The following is a 16695-nucleotide window of genomic DNA, read 5'->3' as shown; positions in this document are numbered from 1 at the left end:
GAAGTGGGGCGAATTATAGACTTCCAGAATCTGCCGTCAACTCCAATTTTCACATTTCTGTCATATAAATCCAAAAAGCCCGAAAACACGAAGGCCGACCTCTTGAGGTCGGCCTTCTGCCCTTCTACTTACAAGCTAGGGAATGCGAATTGCGAAGCCTCATGGCTCGCTCGTTGCGGCCAGCGCTGGGTAATAGCCTTGCGACGAGTGTAGAAACGCACGCCATCCGGACCATACGCATGCAGATCGCCGAACAGCGAACGCTTCCAGCCGCCAAAGCTGTGATAAGCCACTGGCACCGGCAATGGCACGTTGACGCCGACCATGCCCACTTCAATCTCATCGCAGAACAGCCGCGCCGCTTCCCCATCACGCGTGAAGATACAGGTGCCGTTGCCATACTCGTGATCGTTGATCAGTTGCATCGCTTCTTCCAGGCTGTTGACCCGAACGACACACAGCACCGGCCCGAAGATCTCTTCTTTATAGATGCGCATCTCTGGCTTGACGTTATCGAACAGGCAACCGCCCAGGAAGAAACCTTCCTCATGACCGGCCACGCTCAGACCACGACCATCCACCACCAAGGTCGCACCTGCTGAAACGCCGTCTTCTATATAGCCACTGACTTTATCGCGAGCCTGACCGGAAACCAGCGGCCCCATGTCCAGACCACAGGTCGTACCCGCACCGATTTTCAGCGCCTTGACCTGCGGAACCAGTTTGGCCACCAACGCATCCGCCACCTGATCGCCGACGCACACAGCCACCGAGATCGCCATGCAGCGCTCACCGCACGAACCGTACGCCGCGCCCATCAGTGCGCTGACTGCGTTATCCAGATCCGCATCCGGCATTAATACCGCATGGTTCTTCGCCCCGCCCAACGCCTGGACGCGTTTGCCGCGCTTGGTGCCTTCGGCGTAAATGTATTCGGCAATCGGTGTCGAACCGACAAAGCTCAGCGCTTTGACTTCCGGCGCTTCAATCAAAGCATCCACCGCGGCCTTGTCGCCATGCACCACACTCAGCACGCCTTTCGGCAGGCCAGCTTCCAACAGCAGCTGAGCAATCAGCAGCGTCGAGCTTGGATCACGCTCGGACGGTTTCAGAATAAAGCAGTTACCGCAGACGATCGCCAGCGGATACATCCACAGCGGCACCATGGCCGGGAAGTTGAATGGGGTAATACCGGCCACCACGCCCAATGGCTGGAAATCCGACCAGGCATCAATGTTCGGCCCAACGTTGCGGCTGTACTCGCCCTTGAGAATTTCCGGCGCAGCACAGGCGAACTCGACGTTCTCGATCCCGCGCTTCAATTCACCGGCCGCATCTTCCAGGGTCTTGCCGTGTTCTTCGCTGATCAGTTGTGCGATACGGGCTTCGTTCTGTTCCAGCAGTTGCTTGAAGCGGAACATCACCTGAGCGCGTTTGGCCGCTGGCGTATTGCGCCAGGCCGGGAACGCAGCCTTGGCCGAGTCGATGGCTTTCTGAACGGTTTCGCGGCTGGCCAACGGCAGCTTGTGGATAACCTGACCGGTGGACGGGTTGAACACATCGGCCGTGCGACCATCTTCGGTCACCAGTTCGCCATTGATCAAATGCGGAATGAGGCTCATGCGGGGCTCCTGAAAATTGTCCACAGGCGTCCTTTGAAAGGACGCCTTTATATAGAAGGGGAATCAGTCGATCTTGTTCAGCACTTCGCCGACCGCGTCGAACAGACGATCGAGGTCTTGCGGCTTGCTGTTGAAGGTTGGGCCGAATTGCAGGGTGTCGCCGCCGAAGCGCACGTAGAACCCGGCTTTCCACAGAGCCATGCCGGCTTCGAATGGACGCACGATGGCATCGCCGTCGCGAGGTGCAATCTGGATCGCACCGGCCAACCCGTAGTTACGAATGTCGATGACGTTTTTCGAGCCCTTCAAACCATGCAATGCATTTTCGAAATGCGGCGCCACTTCCGCCACGCTCTGCACCAGGTTTTCCTTTTGCAGCAGGTCGAGTGCTGCCAGGCCAGCAGCACAAGCCACCGGGTGCGCGGAATAGGTGTAGCCGTGCGGGAACTCCACAGCGTATTCAGGCGTCGCCTGGTTCATGAAGGTCTGATAGATCTCGGAGCTGGCAATCACGGCACCCATCGGGATCGCGCCGTTGGTGACTTGCTTGGCAATACACATCAGGTCCGGCGTCACGCCGAAGCTGTCGGCGCCGAACATCGAACCGGTACGACCAAAACCGGTGATCACTTCGTCGAACACCAGCAGGATATTGTGCTGATCGCAGATCTCGCGCAGACGCTTGAGGTAACCCTGCGGCGGAACCAGCACACCAGCGGAACCAGCCAGTGGCTCGACGAATACCGCTGCGATGTTCGAGGCATCGTGCAGTTCGATCAGCTTGAGCAATTCATCCGCCAGCGCGATACCACCCTGCTCCGGCATGCCACGAGTGAAAGCATTGCTCGCCAACAAAGTGTGCGGCAGGTGATCGACGTCCATCATCGCCTGACCGAACAGTTTGCGGTTGCCGTTCACGCCGCCGAGGCTGGTGCCGGCGATGTTCACGCCGTGATAACCACGAGCACGACCGATCATTTTGGTTTTGGTGGCCTGGCCTTTCAGGCGCCAGTAAGCACGCACCATTTTCACCGCCGTGTCTGCACACTCGGAACCCGAGTCGGTGAAGAACACGTGATTCAGATTGCCCGGCGTCAGGTCGGTGATTTTCTCGGCCAACTGGAACGACAGCGGGTGACCGTACTGGAAGCCCGGCGAGTAATCGAGGGTGCCCAATTGCTTGGCCACCGCTTCCTGAATTTCCTTGCGGGTGTGCCCGGCGCCGCAGGTCCATAGACCCGAGAGCGAATCGTAGACCTTGCGGCCCTTGTCGTCTGTCAACCAACTGCCCTCGGCAGCCACGATCAGTCGCGGGTCGCGCTGGAAATTGCGGTTCGCGGTGTAGGGCATCCAGTGAGCATCGAGCTTGAGCTGGCTGGCCAGGGAAGTCGGGGCGTTTTCAGGCACGTTCATGGGCAAAACCTCGCAGGGCAATAAGCGGCGTGGAGATGAAAAGCGTTCTTGCAGCTAAATTGCCACGGAGATAAAGTCGGTGAAATCCAACTTTTGTAACCTTCAGTCAGGCCACCACTAAACATTGAGTAAACAAAGCATGAGCAGCCGTCGTCCCGATCCTTTAGCGCAAGTCAGTGACTTTGATATTCGCCTGTTGCGGATTTTCCGCAGCGTGGTGGAGTGCGGTGGCTTCTCCGCGGCAGAATCGGTGCTGGGGATCGGTCGCTCGGCGATCAGCCAGCAGATGAGCGATCTGGAGCAACGCCTCGGTCTGCGTCTGTGCCAACGCGGTCGCGCCGGTTTTTCCCTGACCGAAGAAGGCCGCGAGGTCTATCAATCAGCGCTGCAGCTATTAAGTGCGCTGGAAAGTTTCCGCACCGAGGTCAACGGCCTCCACCAGCACTTGCGCGGTGAGTTGACCATCGGCCTGACCGATAACCTGGTCACCCTGCCCCACATGCGCATCACCCATGCCCTGGCGCAATTGAAGGAGCGCGGCCCGGACGTACAGATCCAGATCCGCATGATCGCGCCCAATGAAGTCGAACAAGGCGTGCTCGACGGTCGCTTGCATGTTGGCGTGGTGCCGCAGGCCAGTGCGCTATCGGGTCTGGAATATCAGCCGCTCTACAGCGAACGTTCGTTGCTGTATTGCGCGGTCGGCCATCCGTTGTTTTATGTCGACGACAAACAACTGGACGATGAGCGTCTCAACAGCCAGGACGCCATCGCCCCGACCTTCCGCTTGCCCGCCGAGATCCAGGCTCACTATCAGGCGCTCAACTGCACCGCCAGTGCATCGGATCGCGAAGGCATGGCATTTCTGATTCTGACCGGGCGCTACATTGGTTATCTGCCGGATCATTACGCCAGCCTCTGGGTGCAGCAGGGCCGATTGCGTGCATTGAAACCCAAGGCGCGTTTTTATGACCTGAGTCTGGCATCGGTCACCCGCAAGGGGCGTCGTCCCCACTTGGTGCTGGAGAGTTTTCTGGAGAGCCTGGCGGCGACGCGCTAAATAAGAAAATCCCACAGCGATTGCGGTGGTCAAGGTTTTATCGCAACAGGACTTGTCTGCGGCCTGCGGGTGCGCTATCAACGCATCTGGTTGCACCCATTTATCTGTTCGGAAGTGCCTATGACCTTTGAAGTCCCAGCCCACGGCGGCAAGCCCGCCAGCCGCATTCGTCAGAAGAACGAAGAGACCATCATCAAAGCCGCCGAAGACGAGTTCGCCCGTCACGGGTTCAAAGGCACCAGCATGAACACCATCGCGCAGAATGCCGGATTACCCAAAGCGAATCTGCATTACTACTTCACCAACAAACTTGGTTTGTACGTGGCTGTGCTGAGTAACATTCTTGAATTGTGGGACAGCACTTTCAATACCCTGACCGTCGAGGATGATCCGGCGGAGGCGCTCACCCGATACATCCGCGCAAAAATGGAGTTTTCCCGGCGCCGGCCCCAGGCTTCGCGGCTCTTCGCCATGGAGGTCATCAGCGGCGGCGAATGCCTGAGCGAGCATTTTAATCAGGACTACCGCACCTGGTTTCAGGGCCGGGCCGCAGTGTTTCAGGCGTGGATCGACGCCGGCAAAATGGACCCGGTCGACCCGGTACACCTGATCTTCCTGCTGTGGGGCAGCACCCAGCATTACGCCGATTTTGCCACGCAGATTTGCCGTGTCACCGGGCGCACCAAACTGACCAAGCAAGACATGGAAGACGCCGGCAACAACCTGATCCGCATCATTCTCAAAGGCTGCGGCCTGACGCCTGCCATCTAAGACACTTATGCCTTTTACCCTCAGCGGTTTTTGCGAATACCGCGAAGAGATTCGCAAAAGCCGCTTCATCGCCCTCGCCGGGCCAATCACTAGCGCAGCTGATGCCCAAGCGTTCATCGAGCAGCACAGTGATTTGAACGCCTCGCACAATTGCTGGGCCTGGAAACTCGGCGATCTATACCGCAGCAATGACGATGGCGAACCCGGTGGCACCGCTGGCCGGCCGATTCTGGCAGCGATCGAAGCGCAGGATTGCGATCAGGTCGTGGTGCTGGTGATCCGCTGGTATGGCGGCATTCAACTGGGCACCGGCGGCCTCGCCCGTGCCTATGGCGGCGGTGCCAACAAATGCCTGCAAGGGGCGCCGAAGGTCGAACTGATCAGCCGGGTGCCGGTCAGTTGTGCCTGTGCGTTTGGCGAGTTGGCGCTGGTGAAGCTGCGGGTAGCGGAACTGGGCGGTTTGGTCGTGGAAGAAACCTTCACGGCCAATGGCGTGGAACTGCAATTGGCGATCGGCGAGGGGCAGATAGATACCTTGCAGATGCAGCTGGCGGATTTGAGTCGCGGGCGTATTTTGTTGCAGCGATAAAAGAAACAAAAGATCGCAGCTTTCGGCAACTCCTACGCCGACCGTGTACATCCGTAAGAAACCCAATCCCATAGGAGCTGCCGCAGGCTGCGATCTTTTGGGGCACCCCGGTTTTCCTTACTCTCGATACTTGCCCACATCTGCTGTGCACCCGGCTGTGGATAACCTGAGCACATTCCGCTGTAACCCTTCTGTCATGCGGCTTTGCGGGCTTTGTTCATTTTTCATCCAAATCCCCAACAACAACATTTATTCCACGTAAAAACAATCAGTTAGAGCGGTTTATCGCCATTAGAAGAAAGCCCCTCAGTGCTTATGCCCCTCCGGCCGGCTTGCGCACAAATACTGTGGAACAACCTGTGGATAACCCGTTCATGGCTGGCGCAGCCCCATGTCCGCCATAGCTTGCAGGGTATTGCTCGTTTTCTGATCAATTCACCGCGCGCAAAACCAGAGCCTGATCAAAGAACGTGCCCTCAAGTGGTGCCTGATTCGGAATTGGAATATGACGGGGCATCCTCCACAACCCCTATTCCAGCAAGGCCTTGTCGATTTCCTGACTCAATGGCCAGGAAATTGCTTTATCCCCAGGTATAACTTCTGTCGACCTGAGCCTGTCATGTCCAACCCCGTGCCGATCCCCGATCAAATACCTCGCCTGCAACTGCGCAGAATCAGCAAGCGTTACCCCGGTTGCCTGGCCAACGACGCCATCGACTTGAGCATCGCGCCCGGTGAAATCCACGCCTTGCTCGGCGAAAACGGTGCAGGCAAAAGTACTCTGATGAAGATCATCTACGGCGTCGCTCACGCCGACTCAGGGGAGATGATCTGGCAGGGCCAGCGCGTGACCATGCGCAATCCGGCCCAGGCGCGCGGCCTCGGGATTGGCATGGTATTCCAGCATTTTTCGCTGTTCGAAACCCTCAGCGTGGCGCAGAACATCGCGCTGGCAATGGGCGCTGCGGCAGGAACACCGAAGCAGCTTGAGCCGAAGATTCGTGAAGTGTCCCAGCGCTACGGCATGGCGCTGGAACCGGAGCGACTTGTCCACAGCCTGTCCATCGGCGAGCGTCAACGGGTGGAAATCATTCGCTGCCTGATGCAGGACATTCGCCTGCTGATTCTCGATGAACCGACGTCGGTACTGACTCCACAAGAGGCCGATGAGTTGTTCGTCACTTTGCGCCGACTGGCCGCCGAGGGCTGCAGCATTCTGTTTATCAGCCACAAGCTCGGCGAAGTGCGCGCGTTGTGCCACAGCGCTACGGTGTTGCGCGGAGGTCGGGTGGCCGGGCATTGCGTGCCGGCGGAGTGCTCAGACCGGCAACTGGCGCAATTGATGGTCGGTGAAGCCGCCGAGCTGATCACCGACTATCCAAAGGTCATGGGCGCTGATGCTTTTTTGAATGTGACGGGGTTGTCCTGGCACAACCCGGACCCGTTTGGCTGCTCTCTGAAGAATATTGATCTCGACGTGCGCAGCGGCGAAATCGTGGGAGTCGCCGGGGTGGCCGGCAATGGTCAGGATGAGTTGCTGGCCTTGCTCAGTGGTGAAGAACGGTTGCCCCGCGATCACAGCGCAACGATCAGTTTCGGCGGGCAACCGGTGGCCCATTTGCGGCCAGATGCTCGACGTAAACTTGGCCTGGCATTTGTCCCCGCCGAGCGACTGGGCCATGGCGCGGTGCCTGAACTGAGCCTGGCGGATAACGCACTGCTCACCGCGTTTCAACAAGGGCTGGTCAGCAACGGGCTGATCCAGCGCGGTAAGGTCGAAGCGCTGGCCGAAGACATCATTCGCCGCTTCGGGGTCAAGACACCCGATGCCCAGGCGCCGGCTCGCAGTCTGTCCGGCGGCAACCTGCAAAAATTCATCCTCGGCCGGGAGATCCTTCAACAGCCTGAATTGCTGGTGGCCGCACACCCGACCTGGGGCGTGGACGTCGGCGCGGCCGCGACCATTCACCGGGCGTTGATTGCCTTGCGCGATGCTGGCGCGGCGATTCTGGTGATCTCTGAAGACCTCGACGAATTGTTCCAGATCAGCGACCGCCTCGGCGCCCTGTGCAGCGGTCGACTGTCGCCATTGCAGGCCACCGTCGACACCCATCTGAGCGAAGTCGGCGGCTGGATGGCCGGCCAGTTCGACGCGCCTCAATCACCTGCCCCCGTAGCGCTTTAACGGAGTTTCACATGCTGCTTTCTCTCGAACCCCGTGGCCAGCAATCACGCCTGATGTTGTGGTGCTCGCCCTTGCTGGCGGCCGTATTGACGCTGGTCTGTGGCTCATTGCTGTTTATCGCGCTGGGCCACGATCCGTTGCTGACCTTGCACACGTTGCTGATTGCACCGATCAGCGATCTGTATGGCGTCTCCGAACTGTTGGTCAAGGCATTGCCGATTCTGCTCTGTGCATTGGGCCTGGCGGTGGCGTATCAGGCGCGAATCTGGAACATCGGCGCCGAAGGTCAGTTGCTGCTTGGCGCCCTCGCTGGCAGTGCGTTGGCGGTGAACATCATCGATATGCAAAGTCGCTGGGCGCTGGTGTTGATTCTGTTCACCGGCACCCTGGCCGGCGCCGCGTGGGCCGGGCTGACGGCGTGGTTGCGCACGCGCTTCAACGCCAATGAAATCCTCACCAGCATCATGCTCAATTACATCGCCTTGAACCTGCTGCTGTTCTGCGTCCACGGCCCGCTGAAGGACCCGGCCGGGTTCAATTTTCCAGAGTCGGCGATGTTCGGCGATGCCAGTCGCCTGCCGCTGTTGATGGAGGACGGCCGGGTTCACGCCGGGGTCTATTTTGCCTTGCTCGCGCTGGTGGCGGTGTGGGTGTTGCTGCAGAAAAGCTTTGTCGGGTTCCAGATCAAAGTGCTTGGGCTGGACAAGCGCGCCGCCGGTTTCGTCGGCTTTCGCGAGAAGCGGCTGATCTGGCTGGCATTGTTGATCAGCGGTGGATTGGCGGGGCTGGCTGGCGTGTGCGAAGTCACCGGGCCGATCGGCCAATTGGTGCCGCAGATCTCGCCGGGTTACGGCTATGCGGCGATCACCGTGGCGTTTCTCGGGCGACTGAATCCCATCGGCATTCTGTTTTCCAGCTTGTTGATGGCGCTGCTGTACATCGGCGGCGAGAGCGCGCAGATGAGCATGAACCTGCCACAAGCCATCACTCAATTGTTCCAGGGGATGATGCTGTTTTTCCTGCTGGCCAGTGACGTGCTGATTCTCTACCGACCGCGTTTGAACCTGCGCTGGGCACGGCGTACTTCGACCACCGCCGAACACGCAGGAGCCTTGTGATGGATATCGATCTGCTGAGCAATATTTTCTACGCCATGGTTCGCTGCGGTACGCCGTTGTTGCTGGTGGCGCTGGGCGAGCTGATTTGCGAGAAGAGTGGCGTCCTCAATCTGGGTCAGGAAGGCATGATGCTGTTTGGGGCGGTGATCGGTTTTATCGTCGCGCTGAACAGCGGCAACCTCTGGCTTGGCGTGTTGCTGGCGATGCTCGCCGGGACGCTGTTGTCGTCGCTGTTTGCCCTGGTGGCACTGGTGTTCAACGCCAATCAGGTAGCGACCGGGTTGGCGTTGACGATCTTCGGCGTGGGTCTGTCGACCTTTGTCGGCGCAGCGTGGGTTGGCAAACCGTTGGCGGGTTTCGAGCCGGTGGCGATTCCGTTGTTGAGTGAAATCCCGCTGATCGGGCGGATGCTGTTTGCCCAGGACTTGTTGGTGTATCTGTCGTTCGCACTGTTCGCCCTGGTGGCCTGGGTGATTGTGAAAAGTCGTGTCGGGTTGATCATTCAGGCGGTCGGCGAAAACCCGGACGCGGCCAGTGCCATGGGTTTGCCGGTGTTGCGCGTGCGCACGCTGGCGGTGCTGTTCGGCGGGGCAATGGCGGGGTTGGCCGGGGGTTATTTGTCCCTGGCCTACACGCCGATGTGGGCGGAAAACATGAGCGCCGGTCGCGGCTGGATTGCCTTGGCGCTGGTGGTGTTTGCCAGTTGGCGGGTGTGGCGATTGCTGCTCGGTGCGTATCTGTTCGGTCTCGCCAGCATCCTGCATTTGGTGGCGCAGGGGTTGGGGCTGGCGATTCCGTCGAGCCTGCTGGCGATGCTGCCGTATGTCGCGACCATTGTGGTGTTGGTGCTGCTGTCCCGGGATGCCGTGCGCACACGGTTGTATGCGCCGGTGTCGTTGGGACAGCCGTGGCAGGCCGGGCATTAGCGGAGGCTTCAAGGGNACCATTGTGGTGTTGGTGCTGCTGTCCCGGGATGCCGTGCGCACACGGTTGTATGCGCCGGTGTCGTTGGGACAGCCGTGGCAGGCCGGGCATTAGCGGAGGCTTCAAGGGCCTCATCGCGGGCAAGTCGGATCGCCGCACCGCCGCTCCCACAGGTTTGTGTCGGTCGAAAATTCCGTGTTCGCCAAAATCACTGTGGGAGCGGGCTTGCCCGCGAAGGCGCCCGAACAGGCAACACTTGAACAACGCCCCACGCCAATTCAAAGATCAAGAAAACAACCAGCAATGAGCTGGCGCCGTGGAGCAAGGCATACAGCTGCCAAGCCGAAAATAGAAACCTCCCCACCGCGTCATACCGCCCAAACACCTGCTGCGGATCACGAATCCGCAACACCGCCCACACGCACACAATCGAACCCAACAGATTAGCCATCAACATGTGCATCGGCTCGAACGGCGGTAGCTCGCCAGGCAAATTGAAAGTCTGACTCAGGCTCAACAACAGGCCATGCAACGCCGCAAAACTCCACGGCGTTACAAAAGCAGCGGTCACGATCAGGTCGTACCACGCACTGCCCCGCACCACTTGACGATATTGGGTTGAAGTCCACATCGGCATTGCTCCATAAATTCAGGGAGCAACAAGGCTAAAGCCTGGAGTATGCTCCAGGGTCAAGCCCTCTCGAGACATCTAGATGCGCATCGGTGAATTAGCCCAGGCCAGCGCCGTCAGCCGCGACACGTTGCGCTTTTACGAGCAGCGCGGATTGATCGCCGCGCAACGCAGCGCCAATGGTTATCGCGACTATCCGGCGGAGATGGTGCAACTGCTGCTGTACATCAAGACCGCTCAGCGACTGGGCTTTACCCTCGGCGAGATCGGCAGCAGCGTCGCCGCGTTGTGGCAGGCGCCCGACCCAGCCAATGCCGTTACCCAACTGCTGCAAGACAAACTGAACCTGATCGAAACCCGCATCGCCGAACTCGATGTCTTGCGTCAGGAACTGCAACATCGGCTCAGCCAACATTGTCCTTTGAATCCGTGATTCTCATCTATCAAGGAAGCCATTCATGTCCAAGGCAAAAACCGCACTCATCATCGGTGCCTCCCGAGGCTTGGGCCTCGGTCTGGTGAAAACCCTGCTGGCCGACGGCTGGCAAGTCACCGCCACCGTGCGCAACCCGCAGAGCGCCGAAGCCTTGCAAGCGTTGGGCAAGGTGCGGATCGAAAAACTCGATATGGACGATCAGCAAGCGGTCATCGCCCTGAGCCAACAACTCAAGGGTGAAGTGTTCGACTTGTTGTTCGTGAATGCCGGGGTCAAGGGCCCGGAGGTCCAGACGCCGGGCGGCGCGACGTTGGCCGAGGTCGGTCAATTGTTCTTCACCAACGCCGTGGCGCCGATCAATCTGGCCCAGCGTTTTGTCGGGCAGATTCGTGAAGACAGCGGCGTGCTGGCGTTCATGAGTTCAGTGCTCGGCAGCGTGACCATGCCCGACGCGCCGGAGCTGGCGCTGTACAAGGCCAGCAAGGCGGCGCTGAACTCCATGACCAACAGCTTCGTCACGCAACTGGGCGAACAGAAACTCACCGTGCTGTCGCTGCATCCGGGTTGGGTGAAGACTGATATGGGCGGTGAAGGCGCGGACATTGATGTGGAAACCAGCACCCGCGGGTTGATCGATCAGGTGAATGCGTATGCCGGCAAGGGCGGGCATCATTTTGTGAACTACAGGGGCGAGACCATTCCCTGGTAACACCACTGTTCCCTGTGGGAGCTGGCTTGTCGGATCGCCGCACCGCTGCGATAGCATCACCTCGGTATCGCTGAAAGACCGAGGTGCCTGCATCGCGGGCAAGCCCGGCTCCCACAGGGTTCTGCATCGTCTGGCCGGGGGAGGCTTGCCCGCGAAGCTTTTTTGTTCGAAACTCCGCAGCTCGCCCCCGCGGCGACCCTGGATCAGCAGACAGGGCAACACTGAGCTGGCAACCCTGAACCCAACTTTCAGAGGAGCCGGCCACCATGCCTGCGACCCGTACCTGGTTAAAAAATCCCCTCGCCATTTTCACGGCCAACGCGCTCGATGCCCGTGGCGGTCTGGTGCTGCAAGACGGTTTGATCGTCGAAGTGCTCAGCGCCGGTCAGCAACCCTCCGCGCCCTGCGACCACGTTTTCGATGCACGCGAACATGTGATTCTGCCGGGGCTGATCAACACCCATCACCACTTCTACCAAACCCTGACCCGTGCCTGGGCACCGGTGGTTAATCAGCCATTGTTCCCGTGGCTGAAAACCCTCTATCCGGTCTGGGCTCGCCTCACCCCTGAAAAACTTGCCCTCGCCACCAAAGTCGCGTTGGCCGAGTTGCTGCTGTCCGGTTGCACCACAGCCGCCGACCACCATTACCTGTTTCCGGAAGGCCTGGAAAACGCAATCGATGTGCAGGTCGAGAGTGTTCGCGAACTGGGCATGCGCGCCATGCTCACTCGCGGTTCCATGAGCCTTGGCGAAAAAGACGGCGGCCTGCCACCGCAGCAAACCGTCCAGCAAGGTGAAGTGATCCTCGACGACAGCCAACGTTTGATTGCCGCGTACCACGAGCGTGGTGATGGTGCGCAGATTCAAATCGCCTTGGCACCGTGCTCGCCGTTCTCGGTAACCCCGGAGATCATGTCCGCCAGCGCCGAACTGGCGAACTCCCTCGACGTGCGCCTGCACACGCACCTGGCGGAAACCCTCGACGAAGAAGACTTCTGCCTGCAGCGTTTCGGCCTACGCACCGTCGATTATCTGGACAGCGTCGGCTGGCTCGGCCCACGCACGTGGCTGGCTCATGGCATTCATTTCAACCCCGACGAAATCGCCCGACTCGGCGCGGCCGGCACGGGTATTTGCCATTGCCCGAGTTCGAACATGCGCCTGGCTTCCGGCATTTGCCCGACGCTGGACCTGACCGCTGCGGGTGCGCTGTTGGGTCTGGGCGTGGACGGCTCAGCGTCCAACGATGCGTCGAACATGATCCTCGAAACCCGTCAGGCGCTGTACATCCAGCGGCTGCGTTATGGCGCGGAAAAGATTACGCCGGAATTGGTACTGGGCTGGGCGACCAAAGGCTCGGCGAGTTTGCTCGGGCGCACCGATATCGGTGAACTGGCGGTGGGCAAGCAGGCGGATCTGGCGCTGTTCAAACTGGATGAACTGCGCTTCTCCGGCAGCCATGATCCGGTGTCGGCGCTGCTGCTCTGCGGCGCGGATCGGGCGGACCGGGTGATGGTCGGTGGCAAGTGGCGGGTGATCGACGGGCAGGTTGAAGAACTGGATCTGAAAGGGTTGATTGCCGATCACAGCCAGGCAGCTCGGCAGTTGATCGCCGGCGTCTAAATCGACGTAGACCTATTGTGGGAGCCGCCCGCACCAGTGAATGGCGTGGATTGGTGAGGGCGCACCGGGATGGTTCTGTGGTGATCGTCAGGGCCTCTTCGCGGGCAAGCCCGCTCCCACAGGATTTGCGCAGGTCATGTGGGAGCGGGCTTGCCCGCGACGGCCGTTACGCGATTTCGATCCATTTGTTGTCCTGTTGGTCAGCAATTTGCATTGCCCTCCTCCATCTCACAACAAAATGGAGTTCCAGTTCATGCATAAACGTCCGTTGAAGCAGCTGCTCTGCGCTGTCGCCGCAGCCATCGGTCTGAGCGCCAGCCTGACCGCCAGTGCTGCCGACCCGCTGAAAGTCGGCTTCGTCTATATCGGCCCGATCGGTGACCACGGCTGGACGTATCAGCATGAACAGGGACGAAAGGCGCTGGCAGAGAAGTTCGGCGAGCAGATCACCACCAACTACGTGGAGAACGTCGCCGAGGGCGCCGATGCCGAGCGGGTGATCCGCAACATGGCCAAGGACAAGTACGACCTGATTTTCACCACCTCTTTCGGCTACATGAATCCGACCCTGAAAGTCGCCAAACAATTTCCCAAAGTGACCTTCGAACACGCCACTGGCTACAAGCAGGACAAAAACCTCGGCACTTACCTGGCGCGCACTTATGAAGGCCGCTATGTCGGCGGTTTCCTCGCGGCGAAGATGACCAAGACCAAGAAAGTCGGCTACGTCGCCTCGTTCCCGATCCCGGAAGTCATCCGCGACATCAACGCCATTCAACTGGCCCTGAACAAGTACAACCCGGGCACCGAGATCAAAGTGGTGTGGGTCAACTCCTGGTTCGACCCGGGCAAGGAAGCCGACGCCGCCAATGCGCTGATCGATCAGGGCGTGGATGTGGTGTTCCAGCACACCGACAGCCCGGCACCGATCCAGGCGGCCGAACGGCGCGGCGTGTATGCCGTCGGTTATGCATCGGACATGGCGCACTTCGGGCCGAAAGCGGTGCTGACGTCTATCGTCAATGACTGGGGGCCGCATTACATTCAGGCGACTCAAAGTGTGCTCGACCACACGTGGAAATCCCAGGATTACTGGGGTGGTCTGAAGGAAGGCACGGTTGAGCTACCGATCAGCGACCTGGTGCCGGCTGCGGTGAAAACCGAAGCTGAGCAGATCATTGCCGACATCAAGAGCGGTGCCCTGCATCCGTTCACCGGGCCGATCAAGGATCAGGCCGGTGTCGAGAAAATCCCGGCGGGCGCGACGGCAACCAATGCGGAATTGGCGTCGATGAACTACTACGTCGAAGGCATGAAGGCCGAGATGCCGAAGTGACTTAGCCAGACATGAAACCCTGTGGGAGCGGGCTAGCCCGCGATGAGGCCATCACCTTCAACATCATTGTTGACGGTCAGTTCGCTATCGCGGGCAAGCCCGCTCCCACAGGGCTCTGCAGTGCTTTTTTAATCTGCGTACTCTTCAGGACAATCGCATGAACAGCCTCCCAATCATCGACATCAGCCCGCTCTACAACGCTGATCAAAACGCCTGGCAATCGGTCGCCACTCAAATCGACCGCGCCTGCCGGGAATGGGGCTTTTTCTATATCAAGGGCCACCCGATTGCCCCGTCGCGTATCGACGCCGTACTCGACCATGCCCAACGTTTCTTCGCCCTGCCCACCACCGAAAAACTCAAGATCGACATCACCCAGACCCGCCACCACCGCGGCTATGGCGCCATCGCCACCGAGCAACTCGACCCGAGCAAACCCAGCGATCTGAAAGAAACCTTCGACATGGGCCTGCACCTGCCGGCCGATCATCCCGAGGTTATTGCGGAAAAACCTTTGCGCGGTCCCAACCGTCATCCGTCGATGCCCGGTTGGGAATCGCTGATGGAGCAACACTACGTCGACATGCAGGCGCTCGCTCAAACCCTGCTGCGAGCCATGACCCTGGCGCTGGGCATCGAGCGCGATTTCTTCGATAGCCGTTTCAAAGAACCGGTCAGCGTGCTGCGGATGATTCATTACCCGCCGCGCCACACTGCCAGCACCAAAGATCAGCAAGGTGCCGGCGCTCACACCGATTACGGTTGCATCACCCTGCTCTATCAGGATGCCGCTGGCGGACTGCAAGTGCGCAACGTGCAGGGCGAATGGATCGATGCACCGCCGATCGAAGGCACGTTCGTGGTCAATCTCGGCGACATGATGGCGCGCTGGAGCAACGACCGTTACCTGTCGACGCCGCACCGGGTGATCAGCCCGCTGGGGGTGGATCGGTACTCGATGCCGTTCTTTGCCGAACCGCATCCCGACACTGCCATAGAATGCCTGCCCGGTTGCCAGGACGATCAACATCCGGCGAAGTATCCGGCCACCACCTGCGCCGAGTTCCTGCTGTCGCGCTTTGCCGATACCTACGCCTATCGACGACAACAGGAAGCCGTGTAATGAACCGGCTGGTCAGGTTTTGCTCATTGTTTCGGCGGGCATCTGTAGAATGCCCCCATTGCACCTGATGAGATTTCAAAAATGTACGACTGGCTGAACGCTCTGCCCAAGGCAGAATTGCACTTGCACCTGGAAGGTTCGCTGGAGCCTGAGCTGCTGTTCGCCCTGGCCGAACGCAACAAGATCGCCCTGCCGTGGAGCGATGTCGACACCCTGCGCAAGGCTTACGCCTTCAATAACCTGCAAGAGTTTCTCGACCTGTATTACCAGGGCGCCGACGTATTGCGCACCTCTCAGGATTTCTACGACCTGACCTGGGCCTACCTGTTGCGCTGCAAGGCGCAGAACGTGATTCACACCGAACCGTTCTTTGACCCGCAAACCCACACCGACCGTGGCATCCCGTTCGAAGTAGTGCTCAACGGCATCGCCGCCGCATTGAAGGATGGCGAGCAGCAACTGGGCATCACCAGCGGTTTGATCCTCAGTTTCCTGCGTCACTTGAGTGAAGACGAAGCGCAGAAAACCCTCGACCAAGCGCTGCCGTTCCGCGATGCGTTTGTCGCCGTGGGCCTGGACAGTTCGGAGATGGGCCACCCGCCGAGCAAGTTCCAGCGGGTGTTCGATCGTGCGCGCAACGAAGGCTTCCTGACCGTCGCGCACGCCGGTGAAGAAGGCCCGCCCGAGTACATCTGGGAAGCCCTCGACCTGCTGAAAATCCAGCGCATCGACCATGGCGTGCGCGCCATCGAAGACGAGCGCTTGATGCAGCGGATCATCGACGAGCAGATCCCGCTGACCGTGTGCCCGTTGTCGAACACCAAACTCTGCGTGTTCGATCACATGTCTCAACACAACATCCTCGACATGCTTGAGCGCGGAGTGAAGGTCACGGTGAACTCCGATGACCCGGCTTACTTCGGCGGGTATGTCACCGAGAACTTCCACGCGCTGTACACCGATCTGGGCATGACCCAGGATCAGGCCAAGCGCTTGGCGCAGAACAGCCTGGATGCACGGTTGGTGAAACCTTAAGGTTCACCGCAGAACCCAATGTGGGAGCGGGCTTGCTCGCGAAGGCGGCGTGTCAGTCAACGATGATGTCGACTGGCCTACCGCTTTCGCGAGCAAGCCCGCTTGTGTCTTGCGCAGG

15 protein-coding genes and 1 pseudogene are annotated in these 16695 nt (G+C 59.5%); 13 read left to right on the top strand and 3 right to left on the bottom strand.

The window, feature by feature from the left end; translation table 11 throughout:
* Positions 1-128: 128 nt before the first annotated feature.
* On the bottom strand, positions 129-1622 hold the full coding sequence (locus tag MMG91_RS28495) for a CoA-acylating methylmalonate-semialdehyde dehydrogenase (protein ID WP_310661414.1): 1494 nt from the start codon (positions 1620-1622) through the stop codon (positions 129-131).
* Between the two features lie 63 nt (positions 1623-1685).
* Positions 1686-3035: an aspartate aminotransferase family protein gene (locus tag MMG91_RS28490; protein ID WP_007906809.1), complete on the bottom strand. Its 1350-nt coding sequence runs from the start codon at positions 3033-3035 to the stop codon at positions 1686-1688.
* A gap of 139 nt (positions 3036-3174) precedes the next feature.
* On the opposite strand from MMG91_RS28490, the gene MMG91_RS28485 reads away from it, so the two are divergent.
* The 7 genes and pseudogenes from MMG91_RS28485 to MMG91_RS28455 all read left to right on the top strand — a co-directional run.
* Positions 3175-4095 carry a LysR family transcriptional regulator gene (locus MMG91_RS28485; RefSeq protein WP_008006295.1) on the top strand — a complete coding sequence of 307 codons (921 nt, stop codon included), beginning with the start codon at positions 3175-3177 and terminating at the stop codon, positions 4093-4095.
* A gap of 120 nt (positions 4096-4215) precedes the next feature.
* Positions 4216-4866, top strand: a complete 651-nt coding sequence (locus MMG91_RS28480) for a TetR/AcrR family transcriptional regulator (RefSeq protein ID WP_305448093.1) — start codon at positions 4216-4218, stop codon at positions 4864-4866.
* 7 nt (positions 4867-4873) lie between these two features.
* Complete coding sequence (locus MMG91_RS28475) at positions 4874-5455, top strand: YigZ family protein (protein WP_310661413.1); 582 nt, start codon at positions 4874-4876, stop codon at positions 5453-5455.
* Positions 5456-6074: 619 nt separating this feature from the next.
* Positions 6075-7640: an ABC transporter ATP-binding protein gene (locus MMG91_RS28470; RefSeq protein WP_310661412.1), complete on the top strand. Its 1566-nt coding sequence runs from the start codon at positions 6075-6077 to the stop codon at positions 7638-7640.
* 11 nt (positions 7641-7651) lie between these two features.
* Positions 7652-8758 (top strand): ABC transporter permease, encoded by a 1107-nt coding sequence (locus MMG91_RS28465; protein WP_310661411.1) that lies wholly within the window; start codon positions 7652-7654, stop codon positions 8756-8758.
* Entirely contained in the window at positions 8758-9684 is a 927-nt protein-coding gene (locus MMG91_RS28460; protein ID WP_310661410.1) for an ABC transporter permease, read from the top strand. The genes MMG91_RS28465 and MMG91_RS28460 overlap by 1 nt, the downstream gene beginning before the upstream one ends.
* A gap of 16 nt (positions 9685-9700) precedes the next feature.
* Positions 9701-9796: pseudogene (locus MMG91_RS28455) on the top strand (ABC transporter permease); the annotation flags it as partial.
* 94 nt (positions 9797-9890) lie between these two features.
* Here the strand turns inward: MMG91_RS28455 and MMG91_RS28450 are convergent.
* Positions 9891-10313, bottom strand: coding sequence for a hypothetical protein (locus MMG91_RS28450; protein WP_310661409.1), 423 nt, complete (start codon positions 10311-10313; stop codon positions 9891-9893).
* An 82-nt stretch (positions 10314-10395) separates the two neighbouring features.
* On the opposite strand from MMG91_RS28450, the gene MMG91_RS28445 reads away from it, so the two are divergent.
* The 6 genes from MMG91_RS28445 to MMG91_RS28420 all read left to right on the top strand — a co-directional run bounded on the left by MMG91_RS28445 (position 10396) and on the right by MMG91_RS28420 (position 16577).
* On the top strand, positions 10396-10746 hold the full coding sequence (locus MMG91_RS28445; protein WP_310661408.1) for a MerR family transcriptional regulator: 351 nt from the start codon (positions 10396-10398) through the stop codon (positions 10744-10746).
* A 25-nt stretch (positions 10747-10771) separates the two neighbouring features.
* Positions 10772-11458: an SDR family oxidoreductase gene (locus MMG91_RS28440; protein ID WP_310661407.1), complete on the top strand. Its 687-nt coding sequence runs from the start codon at positions 10772-10774 to the stop codon at positions 11456-11458.
* A 266-nt stretch (positions 11459-11724) separates the two neighbouring features.
* Positions 11725-13083 carry an 8-oxoguanine deaminase gene (locus tag MMG91_RS28435; protein WP_310661406.1) on the top strand — a complete coding sequence of 453 codons (1359 nt, stop codon included), beginning with the start codon at positions 11725-11727 and terminating at the stop codon, positions 13081-13083.
* Between the two features lie 253 nt (positions 13084-13336).
* Positions 13337-14419: a BMP family ABC transporter substrate-binding protein gene (locus MMG91_RS28430; protein ID WP_310661405.1), complete on the top strand. Its 1083-nt coding sequence runs from the start codon at positions 13337-13339 to the stop codon at positions 14417-14419.
* A 157-nt stretch (positions 14420-14576) separates the two neighbouring features.
* A complete protein-coding gene (locus MMG91_RS28425) occupies positions 14577-15542 on the top strand; it encodes a 2-oxoglutarate and iron-dependent oxygenase domain-containing protein (protein WP_310661404.1) in 966 nt (321 codons plus the stop codon).
* Between the two features lie 81 nt (positions 15543-15623).
* Complete coding sequence (locus MMG91_RS28420) at positions 15624-16577, top strand: adenosine deaminase (protein ID WP_310661403.1); 954 nt, start codon at positions 15624-15626, stop codon at positions 16575-16577.
* The last annotated feature ends 118 nt before the right edge of the window (positions 16578-16695 follow it).

Origin of the sequence: Pseudomonas sp. JL3 (assembly GCF_031570575.1) — a bacterium.
Taxonomy (GTDB): Bacteria; Pseudomonadota; Gammaproteobacteria; order Pseudomonadales; family Pseudomonadaceae; genus Aquipseudomonas; species Aquipseudomonas cucumis.
This window is presented reverse-complemented; position numbering and strand designations above follow the sequence as displayed.

What these genes read in the sequence shown, in the direction of transcription:
- MMG91_RS28495 (WP_310661414.1), bottom strand. Translation starts at nt 1,622, where the DNA reads ATGAGCCTCATTCCGCATTTGATCAATGGCGAACTGGTGACCGAAGAT.
- MMG91_RS28490 (WP_007906809.1), bottom strand. Translation starts at nt 3,035, where the DNA reads ATGAACGTGCCTGAAAACGCCCCGACTTCCCTGGCCAGCCAGCTCAAG.
- MMG91_RS28485 (WP_008006295.1), top strand. Translation starts at nt 3,175, where the DNA reads ATGAGCAGCCGTCGTCCCGATCCTTTAGCGCAAGTCAGTGACTTTGAT.
- MMG91_RS28480 (WP_305448093.1), top strand. Translation starts at nt 4,216, where the DNA reads ATGACCTTTGAAGTCCCAGCCCACGGCGGCAAGCCCGCCAGCCGCATT.
- MMG91_RS28475 (WP_310661413.1), top strand. Translation starts at nt 4,874, where the DNA reads ATGCCTTTTACCCTCAGCGGTTTTTGCGAATACCGCGAAGAGATTCGC.
- MMG91_RS28470 (WP_310661412.1), top strand. Translation starts at nt 6,075, where the DNA reads ATGTCCAACCCCGTGCCGATCCCCGATCAAATACCTCGCCTGCAACTG.
- MMG91_RS28465 (WP_310661411.1), top strand. Translation starts at nt 7,652, where the DNA reads ATGCTGCTTTCTCTCGAACCCCGTGGCCAGCAATCACGCCTGATGTTG.
- MMG91_RS28460 (WP_310661410.1), top strand. Translation starts at nt 8,758, where the DNA reads ATGGATATCGATCTGCTGAGCAATATTTTCTACGCCATGGTTCGCTGC.
- MMG91_RS28450 (WP_310661409.1), bottom strand. Translation starts at nt 10,313, where the DNA reads ATGTGGACTTCAACCCAATATCGTCAAGTGGTGCGGGGCAGTGCGTGG.
- MMG91_RS28445 (WP_310661408.1), top strand. Translation starts at nt 10,396, where the DNA reads ATGCGCATCGGTGAATTAGCCCAGGCCAGCGCCGTCAGCCGCGACACG.
- MMG91_RS28440 (WP_310661407.1), top strand. Translation starts at nt 10,772, where the DNA reads ATGTCCAAGGCAAAAACCGCACTCATCATCGGTGCCTCCCGAGGCTTG.
- MMG91_RS28435 (WP_310661406.1), top strand. Translation starts at nt 11,725, where the DNA reads ATGCCTGCGACCCGTACCTGGTTAAAAAATCCCCTCGCCATTTTCACG.
- MMG91_RS28430 (WP_310661405.1), top strand. Translation starts at nt 13,337, where the DNA reads ATGCATAAACGTCCGTTGAAGCAGCTGCTCTGCGCTGTCGCCGCAGCC.
- MMG91_RS28425 (WP_310661404.1), top strand. Translation starts at nt 14,577, where the DNA reads ATGAACAGCCTCCCAATCATCGACATCAGCCCGCTCTACAACGCTGAT.
- MMG91_RS28420 (WP_310661403.1), top strand. Translation starts at nt 15,624, where the DNA reads ATGTACGACTGGCTGAACGCTCTGCCCAAGGCAGAATTGCACTTGCAC.